Source organism: Rhodococcus sp. 14-2470-1a (assembly GCF_002259425.1).
Taxonomy (GTDB): Bacteria; Actinomycetota; Actinomycetes; order Mycobacteriales; family Mycobacteriaceae; genus Rhodococcoides; species Rhodococcoides fascians_E.
In genome coordinates, this window is record NZ_NPFZ01000022.1 from 17,369 (window position 1) to 34,454 (window position 17,086).

The window sequence follows — 17,086 nt, forward strand, 5'->3', positions numbered from 1 at the left end:
GATCAAGCGACGGGCTCGACGTCGGCCACCATGATGGGATCCAGTGTGTCGTCCTGCACCTTCGACGGCAAAGTTTCGGGGAGGAAGGCGATTCCGACGAGACCGATGATGCTCAGGCCCATCAGGTAGGCGGCTACGAGCCAGGGGCTTCCGCTCGACGCAGCGACGAGTGCGGTGGCGACGAGAGGCGCCGTTCCGCCGACTGCAGCCGCGGGGATCTCACGGGAGATGGCGATGCCACTCCACCGGGCGTTCGTCGGAAAGATCTCGGCGAGCAGTGCAGCGGAAACACCGATGGTGGCGCCCTGAATGACGGCGAGGCCGAGGACCAAGCCGACACCGACGAGCAGGATGTTCTCGGTGCCGTACAGCCAGAAGAGCGGGAACGCGAGCACGATGCCGAACACTGCCGCACCGAGAAGCACCGGCTTGCGGCCGATGCGGTCGGCGAGCTTACCGAAGTACAGGGTCGTCGGGATGGTGAGGAGCTCGGCGATGATCAGCGCGACCAGAGCCGCTGTGGGATCGACGGTCAGTGTGCCGGTGACGTAGGAGACCGAGAAGGTCTGCACGATGTAGACCCACGGCAAGGTGAACGTGAACAGCGCCATACCGCAGATGAGGATGCGCCAGTGATTTTTCACGGCACCGGAGAGCGGCGAGTTCTGCACTGCGCCGTCCTTGGCGGCTTCCTCGAATGCGGCTGTCTCGCTGACCCGCAGCCGGAAGTACAGTGCGAACGCGACGATCACTGCGCTCGCGACGAACGGAATGCGCCAGCCCCAGGCAAGGAATTGCTCGTCCGGCAGCAACGTCAGAAGTGCGAACGTGGTGGTAGCCAAAGCCATTCCGAGATAGACCGACGCACCCGGGAAGCCCGCAGTGTAGGCGCGGCGCTGAGGATCGGAGGATTCGCTGGCCATCGTCATGGCACCGGCGAATTCCGCACCGGCTCCTGCGCCCTGGAAGATGCGGAGCACGATCAGCAGAATCGGTGCCCAGATGCCGATCGAATCGGCGGTGGGTAGCAGACCGATGAACGTCGTCGCGATACCCATCATCATCAGTGTGACCAGCAATGTCATTTTGCGCCCGACGCGATCGCCGTAGTGCGCGAAGATCAGACCACCGATGGGCCGAGCTCCGAACCCGACCGCGAACGCCGCGAAGGCACCGAGCATTCCGGCGAAACTTCCCGCGCCGGGGAAGAACAGTGGTGCGAACACCAGAGCCGATGCGAGGCCGTAAAGAGTGAAGTCGTACCACTCGATGATGGTGCCGACCGAGCTGCCGATGACGGCGTGGCGACGTTCCTTCTTGGTCTTGGTGTCGACCTCGGGGAGGTTCGGTGTGTTGGACATGTTGCTTCCTTCGGGGGCTGAGATCAGCGGGTGGGGGAAAGTGCGTGATCGGCGCGCGCTGCGGACAACGCTCGCACGACGGAAGAGTCACTGGGCCGCCCCATCGCGGAGGCAAGCCAGTCGGAAACTTCGGCAAGTGCATGTAGATCGATGCCGGTCTCGATGCCGAGGCCGTCGAGCATCCAGAGCAGGTCCTCGGTGGCGAGGTTGCCGGTAGCGCCCTTGGCGTAGGGGCACCGGCCGAGGCCCCCGGCCGACGAGTCGAATTCGGTGACACCGGCCGTCAGCGACGCGTAGACGTTGGCGAGGGCTTGACCGTAGGTGTCGTGCAGATGCATCGCCACTCGGTCTACGGAGATACCCCGTGCAAGAACAGCATTCAGGACTGAATGGACGTGACCGGGTGTCGCGACACCGATGGTGTCACCGAGTGACAGCGTCCCGACGCCCATCTGAATCAGGCGTTCCGCGATATCGGCGACGCGTTCGACGTCGACGGCGCCTTCCCACGGATCACCGAAGGACATCGAGATGTAACCGCGCGTCGCGGCACCACCTGCAGTAGCACCCTCGACGACGGTGGCGGCCGACGACAAGGCGTCGGCGACGGTTGTTCCGAGGTTCTTGGCCGCGAAAGTTTCGGTGGCGCTGACGAAGACGGCGATCTCGGTGGCACCGGCGGACAGAGCGCGATCGAGGCCGCGTGCGTTGGGCGCCAGCACGATCTGCCGGATAGACGACGGTAAATCCAGACTCGCCATCAATTCTTCGGCGTCGGCGAGCTGCGGCACCCAGCGCGGGGAGACGAAGCTCGTCAGCTCGAGGTTGGTGATGCCCGCGGCGACGAGTCGACGACAGAATTCGGCCTTCGTTGCCGTCGGGACCATCGTCGTCTCGGCTTGGAGACCGTCACGTGGGCCGACTTCGTAGACGCGGACCGAGTTCGGCAGTGCCGGGTCGCGATGCACGTCGGGACGGGGGAGGCTCATACCAAGCTGCCGTTTCGGAGCTCGCCCAGCACCTTCTCGGCGTGCTCGACGCGGATCGAGCGGTCTCCGATGAGCCGCTGGACGACGTTGTCCAGCTCGGCGGCCGTCGCACCCGCGGTGACGGCAATGGTGCGGGCGTGAAGCCGCATGTGGCCCTGCTGGATTCCCTCGGCCGACAATGCGCGGCACGCGCCGAGGTTCTGAGCCAGCCCTACCGCGACGATGACTTCGGCCAGTTCGGTCGCAGACGTGACGCCCAGGATCTCGATCGAGGTCCTGGCCACCGGATGCGCTTTGGTCGCGCCGCCGACGAGGCCGACCGCCATGGGAACCTCCAGCGTTCCGGACAGGTGCCCGTCGGCTGTCTTCTCGAAGTGGGACAGGGCGGTGTAGCGGCCGTCGGCACCGACCGCGTGGGAGTGGCAGCCCGCCTCGACGGCGCGGGTGTCGTTGCCCGTCGCGAGTACGACGGCGCTGATGCCGTTCATAATGCCTTTGTTGTGTGTTGCTGCTCGGTAGGGATCCGCCTCGGCGAAGGCCGACGCATGAACGATATTGTCCACGACCTCCTCGCCGCCCAGTAGGTCGCGGTCGAAGACTGCGCGAGCCCGGACGATGCGCTGGTCTGCCTTGTTGGTCAGGATGCGCAGCAGTGGCCTGCCGCCCGCAATGGTGGCCACGCGTGGTGCAATTGCCTCGGCCATCGTGTTGACGGCGTTGGCGCCCATGGCATCTCGAACGTCGACGACGATGTGCACGACGACGTGCACTCCGGTACGGGTGGGCAGGACACGGACGGTGAGATCGCGAGCACCACCACCGAACTTCACCAGCGTCGGATCCTGAGCGTTGGACAGTTCGAGGATCTCCTCGCGCGCTTCGAGAATGCGCAGACGAGCTGCCTCGGGGTCCTGCACGTCGAGCAACTGAATCTGCGCCTGCATGACCGGCCCGGTGTGGGAGACGAAGAATCCACCGTGCGGACGGGTCATGCGGGAGGCATTGCTGGCGGCCGCGACGACGGATGGCTCCTCGGTGGCCATCGGAACGAGGTATTCACTGTCGTTCACCATGACGTTTGTAGCGATGCCGACGGGGATGCCGAGGACGCCGACGACGTTCTCGACCATGTGATCGGCCTGCTCGACGGACAGGCCCGCCGCAGGATCCAGCGGCTCGAGCGCGGTCTCCGGCAGGTCGGTGCGCTCGGCGACGACGCGGCGACGCTCCAGCGGCGACAAGTCCTTGAAACCTGGAATTCGGCTGCTGACAGGCACTTCATCCTCCACGCGTTCGTCTCTGATGTATCGAACTCGAACGCTACGGGCATAGTGTGACGTGCGATATGTGTCATTGACCCATCGATCCGGACTATCAATGTGCTGAAAGCACACAGCTATCGCAGGCGCACGGCTCTCAGGGCGTCCAGCCGGACTGCAGTGGAAATACGGAACAGCGCTTCGTCGTCCCGCCAGCCGTCGCCCAACAGCAGACGGAGTCGCTCCAGTCTCTGCAGGATCGTGTTCGTGTGATAGCTCAACGCACGAGCGGTCTTGGTCGGACTCGACTCGTTGCGCACGAATGCGCGCAGCGTCGCGACGAGGTCCGTCCCGTGTTCGGCGTCGTAGGTGATCACCGACCCGATCGTGTGGTCGATGAACGAGTGCACGGCCTCCGGATCCGACCCGAACATCACCATGTAGGGGTGGAACGACTCGGTGGTGACGACACCGTCGTCGATGCCGAGTGCGTCGAGCAGTCGAGCAGTTCGGTGTGCGACGTCGAATCTGTCCGACAGGACATCGACCGACGGTGCGGGCGGGGGCACGATGACACGCACATCCGGCACACCGCCGCTGAGGAGGATGCGTCGCACCTCGGTCGCGCTGGCGATGCGGTCGGAACTGTGGATCACCGCGACCAGTACATCCGAGTACTCGCTGACCAATCCGTTCCGAAAGTGCTGGGCAACGAGTGACGTTGCGGTACTACGCGATCGAGACGTGGTGATGACGAGAACCGTGTCCAGGGTGGAGGAGTCGACGCCATGAGCGCGAGCACGACGGTCGAGATCGCGGCGACGTTCGGGCGACGGGTCCAGCACGTCGGCGATGATCTCGTGTCGAACACGTTGGTCGGCGTCGGCGACGGCGTTCTGCTGCAGGGTGAGCAAAGCCGCCACCTGGGCGGCGCGTTCGATGGTGCGGTCGTCGACAGGACCGAGTTCCAGCTCGCCCGGGCTGAGTAGGACCGCGCCGAAATACAACTCGCCGGCCGTGACCGCAGCGACGACCTGGATGTCCGACGACGGACTGTCGACGTAGGAGCAATGACCGGTCGAGCGGCTCTGTTCCACCGCCCGGTGGGCGGCGCTTCCCATGCTGACGATGGCCGAGATGTGCGCTGACTCCTCCGACGACGCCAAAATGCGCAGATCGGCATCGACGATGGTGACGTAGCGTCCCAGCGCCCGCGCCAATGTGGTTGCCACTTGGCTGAATCCGCCGCCGACGAGCACAGCCTGCACCAATTCCTGATGCACGGTGTTGGAACGGTCGCGCACGGCGACGTGCTCGGTCAACGTGCGAAGTGCAGTGCGGGCCTCCTCTTCCGACGCTCGAAGCTGCGCCAGCGTGTTCGCGGTCTGCAGCACGATCGACGCGTGGTCGGCCAGCGCGGACAGCATCGCGATCTGCTCCGGCGCGAAGACATGTTCCTGACGTGTAGCGGAGAACAACACGCCGAGAACACGGCCGTCGGAGAGCATCGGCACGCCGAGGATCGACACGATGCCTTCGCCGTGAACGGCGTCGTCGATGTCGGTGTCGTGGGTACCCTCGTCGTACTCGCTGTAACGCTGAACCCATTGCGCGCTGCGCGAATCGGCGATCCGGCTGGCGAGCCCCATACCGGCCGGAACTCGAAGGCGTCGAAACTGAGGGGTGACGGATCCGATCGTCTTGCGAACGTGGAGGTCCCGAGTGCCCGAGTCGAACTCGGACAGGTACGTGACGTCGCTACCCATCATGTCGTGCGCACGCGAGACCAGGCGTTCGAGCAGTCCGTCGATGTCGCGCACTTCTGCCAAGTCGCGGGCGCTGGCGAACAGGGTGCCCAGCTCGTGCTCTCGCCGGCGAAGCCGACTGACCTCCTCTCGCATCGCACGGGAGCGCAGCAGTGCTGACGCCCGGGTTGCGGCATCGACACCGAGCTCGGCGAGGCGCGCGTCGAGCTCGGTGTCACCGATGTCGTCGGTCAGCGCTTCGACAACCTTCGCGGAGTTGTCGGCAGGTGTCATGGGTTCGAGACTAACCAGCTGCCGGTCCGTGGGGTGCACCACGAGACCAGCGACGCTACCCCCTGGGGGTATATGTTGCTATCGTCGATGGCATGCAGTCAGTCGGCTTCCGTGGACGAGGCGCGGCCTCGACGGGACTTCTGATTGCCCTGGTGGTGTTCGGGGTGCTGCTGATGCATTCTGTGACGCCAGTTATGTCGGCGGCGTCTGGAGCGATGGTCGGTGATCATCACTCGATGGTGGCGTCGGATGCCGTCGACGGCTCGGTTCCGGTCGCATTCGGCGAGCACGACTGCCCGTCGGCGCATCAGATGATGCACCCCTGCATGGGCACCACTGCGTCGTGGTCTGCGCTGACCGACCCGGTGACGAGCGGTGAGATCGACCTGTCGCCGATATCGACGGAGTGGCGCCACATACGCGTCGACTCGACTCAGGAGCGAGCTCCTCCGTGGACATTGTGGGAGTTGGACAAATCGGTGACCTTGCGAGTGTGACAGGGAGCCCGGTCGACGAGCGTCTACCGGCGAATCCGATTCCCTGTTCTACTCACTCTTGCAAGGAGTTTCACATGCACACCAAGATTGCCGCCTCGATCGCCGCTGCCACCGTCGGCGCGTTCCTGCTGAGCGGCTGTAGTGACACCTCGACCGATTCGTCGATGGACGGGCAGTCGACGGAGACGATGTCGTCGAGTGCGTCGGCTGAGTTCAACGATGCCGACGTGATGTTCGCGCGGATGATGTACCCGCATCACGCACAGGCAGTCGAGATGGCAGAGATGGTGCAAGGCCGTAGCGACAACCCGGACGTGCAGGCGTTGGCGTCGGCGATCGCTGCCGCGCAACAACCCGAGATGGACCAGCTGACGAGCTGGCTGGCCGAGTGGGGTCAGCCCGCACCCTCGGGGGACATGGGCACCATGGGCGGGATGGATCATGGCTCGGGCATGGGCATGATGACCCAGCAGGACATGGATACCTTGGCCGGCCTGACGGGTCCGGAGTTCGACCGGCAGTGGTCGACGATGATGATCGCTCACCACACCGGTGCGATCGAAATGGCGCAAGCCGAGATCGCGAACGGATCCAACCAGGATGCGCAGCAGATGGCCCGCACAATCGTCGAGACGCAGCAGCAGGAAATCGACACCATGCAGCAACTGCTGGGCTGATCTCGAATCCTGTCGAACGAAGGGCTGCATCCTTATTCATCTCGCGGGGGATGCAGCCCTCTCCGACCGCAGATCGCGGGGGTTGTTGTCCCGGCTCGAACTGCGAATGCATCGACCTGACTCACCACGCTCTGGGTATGAGTTGTTACGGTCATGTTTCGAAGTTCTCACAAGAGGAGGCGGGGCGTGTCGACGCGCGACCAGATCGAAGCGATTTACCAGCAGGTCCTGACGCGTAACGCCGGCGAGCCCGAGTTTCATCAGGCAGCGGCCGAGGTGTTCGAGTCGCTGCAAGTCGTCCTCGAACACCGACCCGAATACGCCGACGCCGCACTGATCGAGCGCCTGTGCGAACCGGAACGGCAGATCATCTTCAGGGTCCCGTGGGTCGACGATTCCGGGTCCGTACACGTCAACCGCGGATTCCGAGTGCAGTACAACAGCGCGCTCGGACCGTACAAGGGCGGCCTGCGCTTTCACCCCAGCGTCAACCTCGGCATCGTCAAGTTCCTGGGCTTCGAGCAGATCTTCAAGAACTCACTTACCGGACTTCCCATCGGCGGCGGGAAAGGCGGCGCGGATTTCGATCCGAAAGGCCGATCCGACGCCGAGGTCATGCGCTTCTGTCAGTCGTTCATGACCGAGCTGCATCGTCACATCGGCGAATACACCGACGTGCCCGCCGGAGACATCGGCGTCGGCGGACGCGAAATCGGCTACCTGTTCGGCCAATACAAACGACTCACCAACTCGTACGAGTCGGGAGTGCTCACCGGCAAGGGAACGTCCTGGGGAGGGTCTCAGGTGCGGCGTGAGGCGACGGGATACGGTGCCGCCTACTTCGTTGCCGACATGCTGGAAACCCTCGGGACCTCGCTCGACGGCAAAACCGTGGTGGTCTCCGGCTCGGGCAACGTCGCGATCTACGCGATCGAGAAAGTACATCAGCTGGGCGGCAAGGTCGTTGCATGCTCGGATTCGTCGGGATACGTCGTCGATCCGAATGGAATCAATCTCGAACTACTCAAGGATCTCAAGGAAGTTCGACGCGAACGCATCAGCGCCTATTGCGACACCGTGAAGGCTGCGACATTCACGGCGGACGGGTCGATTTGGGACGTGGCGTGCGATGTCGCAATCCCGTCGGCAACACAGAACGAGCTCGATGCAGACGCGGCAAAAGTGTTGATCAACAACCAGGTGCGCGTCGTGGCCGAGGGTGCGAACATGCCTACCACTCCGGACGCAGTGCAGTTGTTCCGTGACGCCGGAGTTGCCTTCGCTCCAGGAAAGGCCGCCAATGCAGGCGGAGTCGCGACATCAGCACTCGAGATGCAGCAGAACGCATCTCGCGACTCGTGGAGCTTCCACTACACCGACGAACGTCTCGCGGCGATCATGAACGGAATTCACGCGCGGACCATCGAAACAGCAGCGGAATACGGCAAGCCCGGCGACTACGTGCACGGCGCCAACATCGCCGGATTCATTAAGGTCGCCGACGCAATGGTCGCCCTGGGAGTTGTCTGAGACTCGAACTGGCCGGTGATCCGGTGCCCGACGTCGACGAGACATCGCCAGCACCCGCCGTCCGTAGTCCGGGCGGCGATGAATGCGAAGGTGCGACACTTGACATCGTTCGAGTGCATTGTTTCCCTGACCGGCGGTGCGCGGTCGAAGGCAGCGCGCGACGGTCGCACACAGACCTGGCTGCTCTCGACCCGTCGCGACGACCTCGTTCGGCACCGAGTTCTCCCGACAACGGACAGCCTGGCCGCACAAGTGCCGACCGAGCGAGCGCGGCGTTGGCTCGGGATTCTGGAAAGCACAGAAGTAATAGCCTTCGCGATCGGGTTTTCGACGATCGCCGGGTGCGCGTTCGGACCTTGAGCGCTACCACGCCGTTCGCAGTGTGCGACTGGCGATCGAAGTGCAGTGGATCGCAAAAATAGACTTCTGATCCGCATCGACGCCGAGTATCCTCGGACGCAGGTTCAAGAGTGACAGTCATGCGGTACCTGGCCGACTGTCCGGCAACCCCGTCTCCATCGACAGGGGTGCCCCAGGGGAAGAACCGGCTCGACCGACGACCGTCGGCGAGCAAGTCGATGGAGGTACCGAACCTCCGGGACGAGGTGAATCATGTCTGAACCATTCGGACTTGCTGAAGCACAGGCGAAGTGGAAGACAATTCCGCCGGAACGCAGGCGACGGTGGTGCCGAACCCTGCTCGACTACCCGCCGGTCTGGTACGGGACCTTTCCGATGATCGCCACAAGGCAGCACATCCTCGACGGTGGCTACACCAACATCGTCGCGTGGATCGATCTCGCCAGAAGAGCGGAGGCTGTCGGCTTCACATCGGAGACGTGGCTGATCCTCAGACAGGGCCTCCAGCGTGAGTACCTGATCGAAGACTTCCCGTCCCACCCGGCGAACCAGCCGAAACGGCTCGGCAACGGCGGGATCGAGACCCTCGTCGTAAACCCGGAAGACTTCGCCGACTGGCCATGGATGTACGAGGCAGGATATCGAGCATCCGAGTCGACCGTCAGATCCCTCGCACGACCGGCCAACATGTAGATCACCGCACTGCGGAAAAGGGGAACCGTTTCGATGTCCGATGCGTCTAACCTGTTGATCGACGTGATCGAGGGGGTCGGGTGCGTACACGAATAGCGACGCTGGTGGCTGTGTTGGGTCTGCTTGCCGGATGCAGCGGGGGTGTCGAAGGCAGTCCCGTCGCCGCTGAGCGCTGGGATCCGTGCAGCATCACCCCAGAACAAATCGCCGCAACGGGCTTGGATCCGGAATATCGCGATGAGGGGTGGGGCAAGGGGATCGAGATTCCGGATTGGGGTCGATGTGTGTTCCACGCGCCAGGCGGTACCGCCTATCCCTACGGTCTGGACGTCACATCGAGTGAGAAGTTCACGATCGCAGACGCACGCGGTCGCGACGGCAACCTGAGCGTGCGCGAACTCCAGGTGGGCGGACGAGACGCGCACATGTATAAAACGGAGACGGGCAAGTCAGTTCGCGACTGCAGCATTGCGCTGGAGGTGTCCACTGGCGTCGTGGTATTCACGGTGGTCTATCACACGGTGGACGGAGTGGATTCTTGCCAGGTCGTATTGAGGCACGTGAACGATCTGGAATCTGCAATTCCTGCCGGGCCTAAGTAGGGGGAGATATGGGTAATCCGCGCGAAATTTCGACGTACTGGCAGGCGCTAGCTGTAGCTGCTGACAACGATCAGCTCTATTTGAATGCGGAAGCGGCCCAGGCCTGCGCTGTGGCTTGTGACCAGTACATCCTGAGGTTGAGGCATCATCAAGAGACTGCCACGGCGCTTGCTCGGGTCAGCGGCTGGGGTGACTTCGACATGGGCCTTCAACTGCAGGACATCTTCGCCAAAAAGGCTGTAGGCGGCGAGAACAACATGGTCGACGTTTTGCAGAGTCATATCGACGTCGTCGAGGAGATGAAGGTTGTCTTCAACAAGTTCTTCACTTCGACAAATGACGTGGACGAGGCAAACGCCGGAGGCATTCAAGTCGACGGGCCTAGGTAGCGGGAGGTGGTGGCGAGGCGCGGCGACTACCCTGCCCCCGCGTCTGCTGTTCTGCGTTCCCGCACACCTTCCAGTTCCCCGCACAGGGTGCAACGTGTGCGAGAAGCTGCAACGTGTGCGAGAGACGGTCGGCCCTACATCTGTCCGATCGGGGGTTGGCAGCAGCACTGTATGGCGTCCGCGACCGATCACCGGTGCCCTTGTCGCGGGGTTTCACCCCAGATCGAGAACGACCGCCCGGTCCTTGTCACGAGCGAAAGCGATTGTGCGGCAGCGTGGCATGTGAGCCGGTAGATTCACCGAATGCGACCTCTGCGGTACTCCATCAACGTCTCGCTCGACGGATGCGTCGACCACAACTTCGCACGACCGTCCGAGGATCTGCACCTGCACGCGGCGCAGAGCATCGCTCGTGCTGATGCATTGCTGTTCGGGAGGACGACGTACGAAATGATGGAATCGGCGTGGAGACGACCCTCACCCGACATGCCGGAGTGGACAGCGCCGTTTGCGCAGAGCATCAGCGAAAGCAGAAAGTACGTCGTCACGAGCACGCTGACGTCGGTGGACTGGAACGCTGAGATAGTCGACGGTGACATCGAGGAAACCGTCCGGCGACTCAAGAACGAGCCGGGTAACGGCATTTTCACCGGCGGGGCGCAACTGCCACTCGCACTCGCCGACATGGGACTGATCGACGAATACGAGTTCATCGTTCACCCTGTTGTGGTCGGTCGAGGGCCGACCCTGTTCGCCGGGCTGGCCGAGCGCGTCGAACTCGAGCTCGTCGGGCGGGAGGAGTTCAGTCACGGCGTCGTCGCGTCGCGGTATGTCCCAGCCGATCAGCCGCTGTCGAGGTAGAACTCCGCAATTTCGGTTGCCACCGCCGCGGCTGCGCGGGCGAGGTCGGAATCGACACTCACGGCAGTCGAGGCACCCAGTGCGTCGGCGAGCGGGGCTCCGCGCAGGTCACGCGACTGAACTAGCTCCCACGCATACTCCATCACCCGAACCGACGCCGCGAAGTCCAGACCCGGCACGTTCGCTCGAAGGGCCGTGGCGGCCCAGTCCGCGTCGAACGTACCGCGGGGTGGCCCGAACACTCGCTCGCCCGACGAATAACTCTGAGGTTCCATACCCACCGATGGTATCCGTCGGACAGTGGAACCGATTCACAACTCGTTGCGTCTGAATCTGTAGGACCGGTTTTCACACCGGAGCAGGGGAGGACGTTTCGTGAAAATTCCGTCAGATTATCCACCGGTGTTGTATGTGCCGTGCGCAGAACAAGTTTCGGACCCGTCGGACGCACGTGTGTTGATCAATGACACGCGCGACGGCAGGTCTGCGCTTCTGGTCTACTCGGCACTCGATCGTTTGCACACGTGCGTGGGCAGGGACCAGCCGTGGATCGTGGTTCCAATCACCTTTCTGCCTGCGATCGAAGAGGTCGCCCACTTCGATCTGGTGCTGCTCGACGTCGTCGTGCCGGATAAGGCGAGTGCATCATGAGCATCGTCGTCGATCACGAGGAAATTCGTCTGCAGGCGGGGTACGTGCGGGACGCTGCGACAAGAGTCGACGAGATCGCACCGTCGATTCCCGGTGCCGTCGACGGCGGTGTGGGCACCGCCGCGATACTCGGAATTCTGAGCAACTTCGTGGCCTCCACCGGTGAGCTGGTCTCGGGACTAGCAGGCCTGAACGTGACTCTGAACGAGTGCGCCACCAGGTACGCCGAGCAGGACATCGTCGCAGCCGACGAGATCAACGTCGCGGCATGGGCGGAATAGAACATGAGCATAGACACCCACATCGACGGTGACCCGGAATCGGTTCGGCAGGTTGCTCGCTGGCTGCGTGAACAGCTAGCGCCCGTCCTGGACGATGCGGCAGACAAGGTGTTCGCCGCGCGCAACCGAATCGACGGCGCCTGGGACGGCCCTGCCTCCGACGCGGCGATGCCGAAGCTGACTCGAGCCGCCGAAGGCGCGGAGAAGATCGCTGTGGCGGCTCGTGATCACGCCCAGCAGATCGACAATTTCGCGGCCGGCTTGCAGAAAGCGCAGTCCATGATGGCGGATGCGCGCCGTGATGCCGCAGCAGCCGGCCTGACGATCAGCAGCGACGCGATCGACGATCCGCTGTCGGGGGACCTGTCTGCTGCGTACGGTCAGGCGACCAGAGCTGCCGAGGAGTCTCGCTCGGTCGAGCGTGAAGCAGCAGAAGCGCTCGTTGGAGTCTGGACCAACCCCTATGTCGATTGGTTCTTTCTGGCAACCGAAGTGGTCGACGCGGCCGCGATGTCTGTCGTCGACGTCCAGACGTGGGCGATGAAGAACAAAGCAGCTTGGCTGGATGCGGAGTCGACCAAATATTTCGACCTGGCACGCAACGCGTCCGAAGGAACCCCGTCATCGGTGATCTATCGAGACGTGGATTACGCGCGTACCACTGCGGCGCGAGCGGCAGTGCTGACCGAGGCAGCAGAAGACCTCACCAAATCCGCCGACAAACTTTCGGGGCGTATCGGCGGCGCTCTCGCTGTTGCCGGCGTCGCATGGGACATCCACAACGGGAAACCGGCCGATCAGGCAATCGTCTCCGCTGGCGCCGGCATCGCTGCTTCGGCTGCTGCCGGCGCGGTGATCGGTTCTTTCATTCCGGTCCCTGTACTCGGGACGCTGACGGGTGCAGCGGCAGGCGCAATCGCCGGAATCTACGCATCTGGTGCCGTTGATTCGATGTACGAGACAGGAATTGGAAGTGTCGATCAGGCGATTACAGGTGGCGAAGAGGCATTGGCGGAGACAGGAAGGTCGATCGGTGAACTGGCAACCGGAGCGTGGGACGCCCTCTTCTGATTCCACCGTGCAACCGTTTGTCTACAAACGGAAACCGCGAACAAAAATGATTGTGTCCAGTGCCGTGGGCTTGTCGGCCGCTGCACTTCTCGTATACGGCGCACTGTCGATTTCGTCGGGTGATGGCCGAGATGCAGCCCAATTCGCCCTGACCGCTGCGCTTTGCCTTGTCCTAGGTACTACCAGCCCGTGGTTCAACCAGAACTCGTCGAAGGTCGGACCGGCTGTACTACACCGCGTCCACGGCTCCACCATCCGGTACGAGCGGTGGGGATTGTTCTGGAGAAGCGCTCTCATCGGCGCGTTCGCGCTCTTGATGTGGCTTAGCCTGTGGTTTCTGACTCCGCTGTTCCTTACCTTCTACGGGGCCTTGGCATGGCGTTCGGTCCGCAACGGGTGGGTGGAACTGGATGCCGACGGAGTACGACACCGAGGATGGTCGTTCGACATGAGGGCATCGTGGGACTCCCTGCACACCGTACGGATAGAAGACCGCATTTCGATGACGTCACAAGGGTGGGTCACTATCACCCACCAGTGTGTATCGCTCAAACCGGACATTGTTCTTTCGGGATACAAACGAGATACCGCGTGGTTCTGGCGAATCGAGAAACGACCGATCATAACGATGGATCTCGACTGCCGGCGTTTCGACGTCCACCCAGTAGTCCTGCAGGCATGGATCGCCTTCTATCTGCAAAATCCCAAGATGCGGTTCGAGCTCGGGACCGATGCTGCGGCGCAGCGACTGGCGTCCATAACGCCGTGAACAGTGGGCGGGGCACGCCACGAGCGCGACGAGTGTCCGAGTCCTGAGGTACCTTGCGACGATGAGGTGGAACCCGTTCGATAGACGGTCGGCAGACATTCGCGCCATCGACGACACCTTGGTCGGTCTCGACGCCACGGCTGCCGCGAAACAACCTGACCTTGTGCGCGAGGCAGTGAAGGCATGGCGTGGATCGGCGGTAACGGATCCGAGTTCCCCGCGACGGGAGAAAGTTCGCAAGATCGTCGATCGAGGTCGCGGTGTCGATCACCTCGGGGCCGAGCACGCCGAGTTGCTTGCTCTCCGGTCGGCCACCCGCGGCAAGGTAGTCCACGCGGTGGTCGTACTCGCAGCCGAGATTTCGGCTTTGAGCGCGTGGACGTCGCTTGACACCGCCCACCGCATCGTCCGCATCGACTTGGTCTCGGAGGTGACTTCGGTCGCTTGGAGTGCAGGCAAGCTCGAAGCCGCATTCGTGCGGCTCGGCCCCAAACCGACAAACCACCTTGCCGACGACGCCGAAGTGCAGAAGATCTACCAAGAGCGAAGTGACGCTTTGGCGGATCGTCAGCGAACACTGATCGCCCGACTCACGGCTTTACGGTCCTACCTCGACGGGCTCGTCGAAATCGACCGAGAACTTCAGAAAGTCCGCTGGATCGAGCACCACGGCACCCCCGACGACAACGAATACGAAACCCGAGAAGGCGATGAACTGGGCTCGCTACACCTCAACGCCGCTCGGGACATGTTCGACGAGACCACCGACCGCATCGGCGCCCAACTCCGCGACGCCGTCGAGCAATTGGATCGCCGGGTCTGAGCGCTCGAATCAGACAGGTACGAACGGTTCATACTCACGAGACCGAATCCAGAGGGGAACGCCGGCGGGCAGCGAAGCGTAAACGCCCTCCGCGGCAGACCGCGTTCGATCGTGAAGAAGCGGCACGCGGGTCCTGTCCGCGATGGCGAGCAGATCCGATCGTGGTCGGCGCAGCGCTCGATCTACATGTGCGCGAACGGGTACGCTCGCCGACTTGGCGAGGTTGCAGGCAGAATCCGCTGCGACGAGATTCGCGACGCCGTCGATGGGAATTCGCGACCACGGGAGCACATGGTCTATATGTGCTCCGGGCCCGAGCTTGCTGTCGCAGTAGAAGCAGCGGTTGTCCTGGAGGTCACGCAGAGGGTCGTTCAGTGTGGTCAGTGCTTCCCGCGATGTGCCGAACAAGAACCCGTCTATCACCTCGACGTCCAGCGAAACTTTGTTCATACGAACGACATCGGCCACCCACGCGTTCTTCACGAACGATCGGAGCAGAACGGATGTGTCGCGAAGCGCGCGGGGGACCCCGCTCCGTAGAACGACATGACCGCGTTCCACGAGGTGCGTCCTGCTCATCTTCTTGTGAAACCCGCGCGCGTCGAACACGAAATCGTCGTTCGCAATGTCGTTGTTGCGGCCGGCCGGAGTGTGAAAGTGCGTCAACGGTTGCCGAGCGACCGTGAGCTCCACGTCGCGGACAAGCGCGACGTAATGCTCGTCCTCGACTTCCCGTGCAGCCTCGGCCGTGGTGAACGCGGTCGAGGCTTTGTACCGAGCGACCAGCACCGGGATAGTCCGGCCGGAAGACTTGTTCTGACTGAGGACAATCCGTTCGTCGTACGCCCGTACCTGTGGCCAGTAATAGGCAATGATGCGGTGCGCCAATTCTTGGACAGGGACTGCGAGCGTTCCGTTATCCGCAGCTTCGTTCTCGACGCACACGTCGATCAACGCCATGAGCGTCGCGAGCTTGTACGTCGATTCACGCCGACCGGTATCCACCAACTCGACCAAACGCAATGGTGTCGAAGGAAGGAACCGTCATAGTGCCGAACCTATCTCGTAGTCAGCCACTTCCGTCCGTCGCGACAGCTCAACCCTGGAACGGGTAGGGCTGGTTGGGCTGAGGGGCAGGGTACTGGCCCGGCTGGAACGGCTGGGTGGGGAAGTGCCCGTGCGTGCCGAACTGGTGGCCGTTGAGGTAGGCCTGGTTCTGGGCGTTTGCGCTGTCGATCAGACGCTGCTGTTCCTGACGCGCGGCGAGTTTCTTCGCTTCCTGATTCCGGTAGACCTTGATGCCGATCCACACCGTAGCCACGACAACCAGAATCCACGGATTGGCACCGATGAAACCGATGCCGAACAGCACCAGAATCGCCGTCAGAATCGGATGGCGACGAGGCCAGGACCGCTGCGGAACGACGTAGCCGACGTGAGTGGTCTGGTGGATGTTGATGGTGCCGTAGTTGGGGCTGTTATGGAACTGATTGTTCATGGGTTTCTCTTCTCGAGAGGCAGGGTGGGTCAAGTGCTGTGCACTGTGCCAGACGGGTACGACACAGTTGGTCGGTTTTGCTGTCAGGTCCGTTACAGCTGTCGGACGAAGTGGAACCGATCAAGGAAGCAGTGCGTCTAATCTGGTAGCCGTACTCGACGGAGGGGGACCGTGTGCGCAGGTGGATCGTGGTCGTAATTGCGGCGTCTGCCCTGCTTGGGGGTTGTGCGAGGGAGGTGTCGCCGCAGGCGGTGGCCGAGCCGACTCGGTGGGATCCGTGCAGCATCACCCCTGAGCAGATCGGGGATACCGGCTTGGATCCGGACCACCGCGACGTCGGCTGGGGGCGAGGCATCGTCGTGCCGGATTGGGATATTTGCCGGTTCCGGCCAGTTGGTGTCGATGTGCCTTACGTGTTCGTTGTGAAGTCGTCCCTGAACCGCACTGTCGATGAGGCGCGCAGCGACTCGGGGAATCTCGATGGACTCGATACCGAATTGGATGGACGAGACGCTTTTCAGTACAGGACCGATGTCGCGCGCTCGATCATCGACTGCAATCTGGCTGTCGATCTGCCATCGGGGATAGTTGTCTTCTCGGTTGACTATCGGCATGTCGGCGATGGTGTGGACCCTTGCCCGATACTGCACCGTCACGTTGACGATCTGAAAGTTGCGCTACCGAGCGCTTAGCGAACAGGAGCGAAATGAGTAATGAAGGTGAGTCCCTCACGTAT

The 17,086-nt window shown here is 62.6% G+C and carries 20 protein-coding genes and 1 riboswitch; of the genes, 13 read left to right on the top strand and 7 right to left on the bottom strand.

Features of this window, described 5'->3' with window-relative positions:
• Window positions 1–2 precede the first annotated feature (2 nt).
• The 4 genes from CH292_RS10845 to CH292_RS10860 form a co-directional block, all read right to left on the bottom strand.
• Window positions 3–1,361 carry an MFS transporter gene (locus tag CH292_RS10845; protein ID WP_033187865.1) on the bottom strand — a complete coding sequence of 453 codons (1,359 nt, stop codon included), beginning with the start codon at window positions 1,359–1,361 and terminating at the stop codon, window positions 3–5.
• 23 nt (window positions 1,362–1,384) lie between these two features.
• Window positions 1,385–2,350, bottom strand: a complete 966-nt coding sequence (locus CH292_RS10850; protein ID WP_094654717.1) for a hydroxymethylglutaryl-CoA lyase — start codon at window positions 2,348–2,350, stop codon at window positions 1,385–1,387.
• Window positions 2,347–3,627 (bottom strand): hydroxymethylglutaryl-CoA reductase, degradative, encoded by a 1,281-nt coding sequence (locus CH292_RS10855; RefSeq protein ID WP_037139012.1) that lies wholly within the window; start codon window positions 3,625–3,627, stop codon window positions 2,347–2,349. The genes CH292_RS10850 and CH292_RS10855 overlap by 4 nt, the downstream gene beginning before the upstream one ends.
• Window positions 3,628–3,746: 119 nt before the next feature.
• Entirely contained in the window at window positions 3,747–5,648 is a 1,902-nt protein-coding gene (locus CH292_RS10860; RefSeq protein WP_094654718.1) for a GAF domain-containing protein, read from the bottom strand.
• Between the two features lie 92 nt (window positions 5,649–5,740).
• Here CH292_RS10860 and CH292_RS10865 point away from each other — a divergent pair, with 92 nt between their 5' ends.
• The 7 genes from CH292_RS10865 (at window position 5,741) to CH292_RS10900 (ending at window position 11,257) form a co-directional block, all read left to right on the top strand.
• On the top strand, window positions 5,741–6,145 hold the full coding sequence (locus tag CH292_RS10865; RefSeq protein WP_094654719.1) for a DUF6153 family protein: 405 nt from the start codon (window positions 5,741–5,743) through the stop codon (window positions 6,143–6,145).
• 74 nt (window positions 6,146–6,219) lie between these two features.
• The gene (locus CH292_RS10870; protein ID WP_094654720.1) at window positions 6,220–6,822 is read left to right on the top strand and encodes a DUF305 domain-containing protein; all 603 of its coding nucleotides are present in this window, start codon (window positions 6,220–6,222) and stop codon (window positions 6,820–6,822) included.
• A 186-nt stretch (window positions 6,823–7,008) separates the two neighbouring features.
• Window positions 7,009–8,352 carry an NADP-specific glutamate dehydrogenase gene (gene gdhA, locus CH292_RS10875; RefSeq protein ID WP_094654721.1) on the top strand — a complete coding sequence of 448 codons (1,344 nt, stop codon included), beginning with the start codon at window positions 7,009–7,011 and terminating at the stop codon, window positions 8,350–8,352.
• 462 nt (window positions 8,353–8,814) lie between these two features.
• Window positions 8,815–8,935, top strand: a riboswitch (SAM riboswitch).
• Window positions 8,936–8,964: 29 nt separating this feature from the next.
• Window positions 8,965–9,405, top strand: a complete 441-nt coding sequence (locus CH292_RS10885) for a mandelate racemase/muconate lactonizing protein (RefSeq protein ID WP_094654723.1) — start codon at window positions 8,965–8,967, stop codon at window positions 9,403–9,405.
• A gap of 104 nt (window positions 9,406–9,509) precedes the next feature.
• Window positions 9,510–10,007, top strand: a complete 498-nt coding sequence (locus CH292_RS10890) for a DUF3558 domain-containing protein (protein WP_094654724.1) — start codon at window positions 9,510–9,512, stop codon at window positions 10,005–10,007.
• Window positions 10,008–10,015: 8 nt separating this feature from the next.
• Complete coding sequence (locus CH292_RS10895) at window positions 10,016–10,396, top strand: hypothetical protein (protein WP_094654725.1); 381 nt, start codon at window positions 10,016–10,018, stop codon at window positions 10,394–10,396.
• A gap of 303 nt (window positions 10,397–10,699) precedes the next feature.
• On the top strand, window positions 10,700–11,257 hold the full coding sequence (locus CH292_RS10900; protein ID WP_094654726.1) for a dihydrofolate reductase family protein: 558 nt from the start codon (window positions 10,700–10,702) through the stop codon (window positions 11,255–11,257).
• Here the strand turns inward: CH292_RS10900 and CH292_RS10905 are convergent.
• On the bottom strand, window positions 11,239–11,532 hold the full coding sequence (locus CH292_RS10905) for a hypothetical protein (protein ID WP_094654727.1): 294 nt from the start codon (window positions 11,530–11,532) through the stop codon (window positions 11,239–11,241). The two genes, CH292_RS10900 and CH292_RS10905, sit on opposite strands and share 19 nt — an antisense overlap.
• A gap of 178 nt (window positions 11,533–11,710) precedes the next feature.
• Here CH292_RS10905 and CH292_RS29560 point away from each other — a divergent pair, with 178 nt between their 5' ends.
• The 5 genes from CH292_RS29560 to CH292_RS10930 all read left to right on the top strand — a co-directional run bounded on the left by CH292_RS29560 (window position 11,711) and on the right by CH292_RS10930 (window position 14,852).
• Window positions 11,711–11,908 (top strand): SAV_915 family protein, encoded by a 198-nt coding sequence (locus CH292_RS29560; protein ID WP_094654728.1) that lies wholly within the window; start codon window positions 11,711–11,713, stop codon window positions 11,906–11,908.
• On the top strand, window positions 11,905–12,189 hold the full coding sequence (locus CH292_RS10915) for a hypothetical protein (protein ID WP_037105204.1): 285 nt from the start codon (window positions 11,905–11,907) through the stop codon (window positions 12,187–12,189). The genes CH292_RS29560 and CH292_RS10915 overlap by 4 nt, the downstream gene beginning before the upstream one ends.
• Before the next feature lie 3 nt (window positions 12,190–12,192).
• Window positions 12,193–13,260, top strand: a complete 1,068-nt coding sequence (locus CH292_RS10920; protein WP_094654729.1) for a hypothetical protein — start codon at window positions 12,193–12,195, stop codon at window positions 13,258–13,260.
• On the top strand, window positions 13,223–14,029 hold the full coding sequence (locus tag CH292_RS10925; RefSeq protein ID WP_256977328.1) for a hypothetical protein: 807 nt from the start codon (window positions 13,223–13,225) through the stop codon (window positions 14,027–14,029). Before CH292_RS10920 ends, CH292_RS10925 begins: the two co-directional genes overlap by 38 nt.
• 61 nt (window positions 14,030–14,090) lie before the next feature.
• On the top strand, window positions 14,091–14,852 hold the full coding sequence (locus CH292_RS10930; RefSeq protein WP_094654730.1) for a hypothetical protein: 762 nt from the start codon (window positions 14,091–14,093) through the stop codon (window positions 14,850–14,852).
• 9 nt (window positions 14,853–14,861) lie between these two features.
• On the opposite strand, the gene CH292_RS10935 is transcribed toward CH292_RS10930, so the two are convergent.
• Together CH292_RS10935 and CH292_RS10940 are read right to left on the bottom strand one after the other, a co-directional pair.
• The gene (locus CH292_RS10935; protein WP_256978032.1) at window positions 14,862–15,857 is read right to left on the bottom strand and encodes an HNH endonuclease; all 996 of its coding nucleotides are present in this window, start codon (window positions 15,855–15,857) and stop codon (window positions 14,862–14,864) included.
• Between the two features lie 91 nt (window positions 15,858–15,948).
• Window positions 15,949–16,350, bottom strand: coding sequence for a hypothetical protein (locus CH292_RS10940; protein ID WP_094654731.1), 402 nt, complete (start codon window positions 16,348–16,350; stop codon window positions 15,949–15,951).
• A 251-nt stretch (window positions 16,351–16,601) separates the two neighbouring features.
• On the opposite strand from CH292_RS10940, the gene CH292_RS10945 reads away from it, so the two are divergent.
• On the top strand, window positions 16,602–17,042 hold the full coding sequence (locus CH292_RS10945) for a DUF3558 family protein (protein WP_080738267.1): 441 nt from the start codon (window positions 16,602–16,604) through the stop codon (window positions 17,040–17,042).
• Window positions 17,043–17,086: the final 44 nt, after the last annotated feature.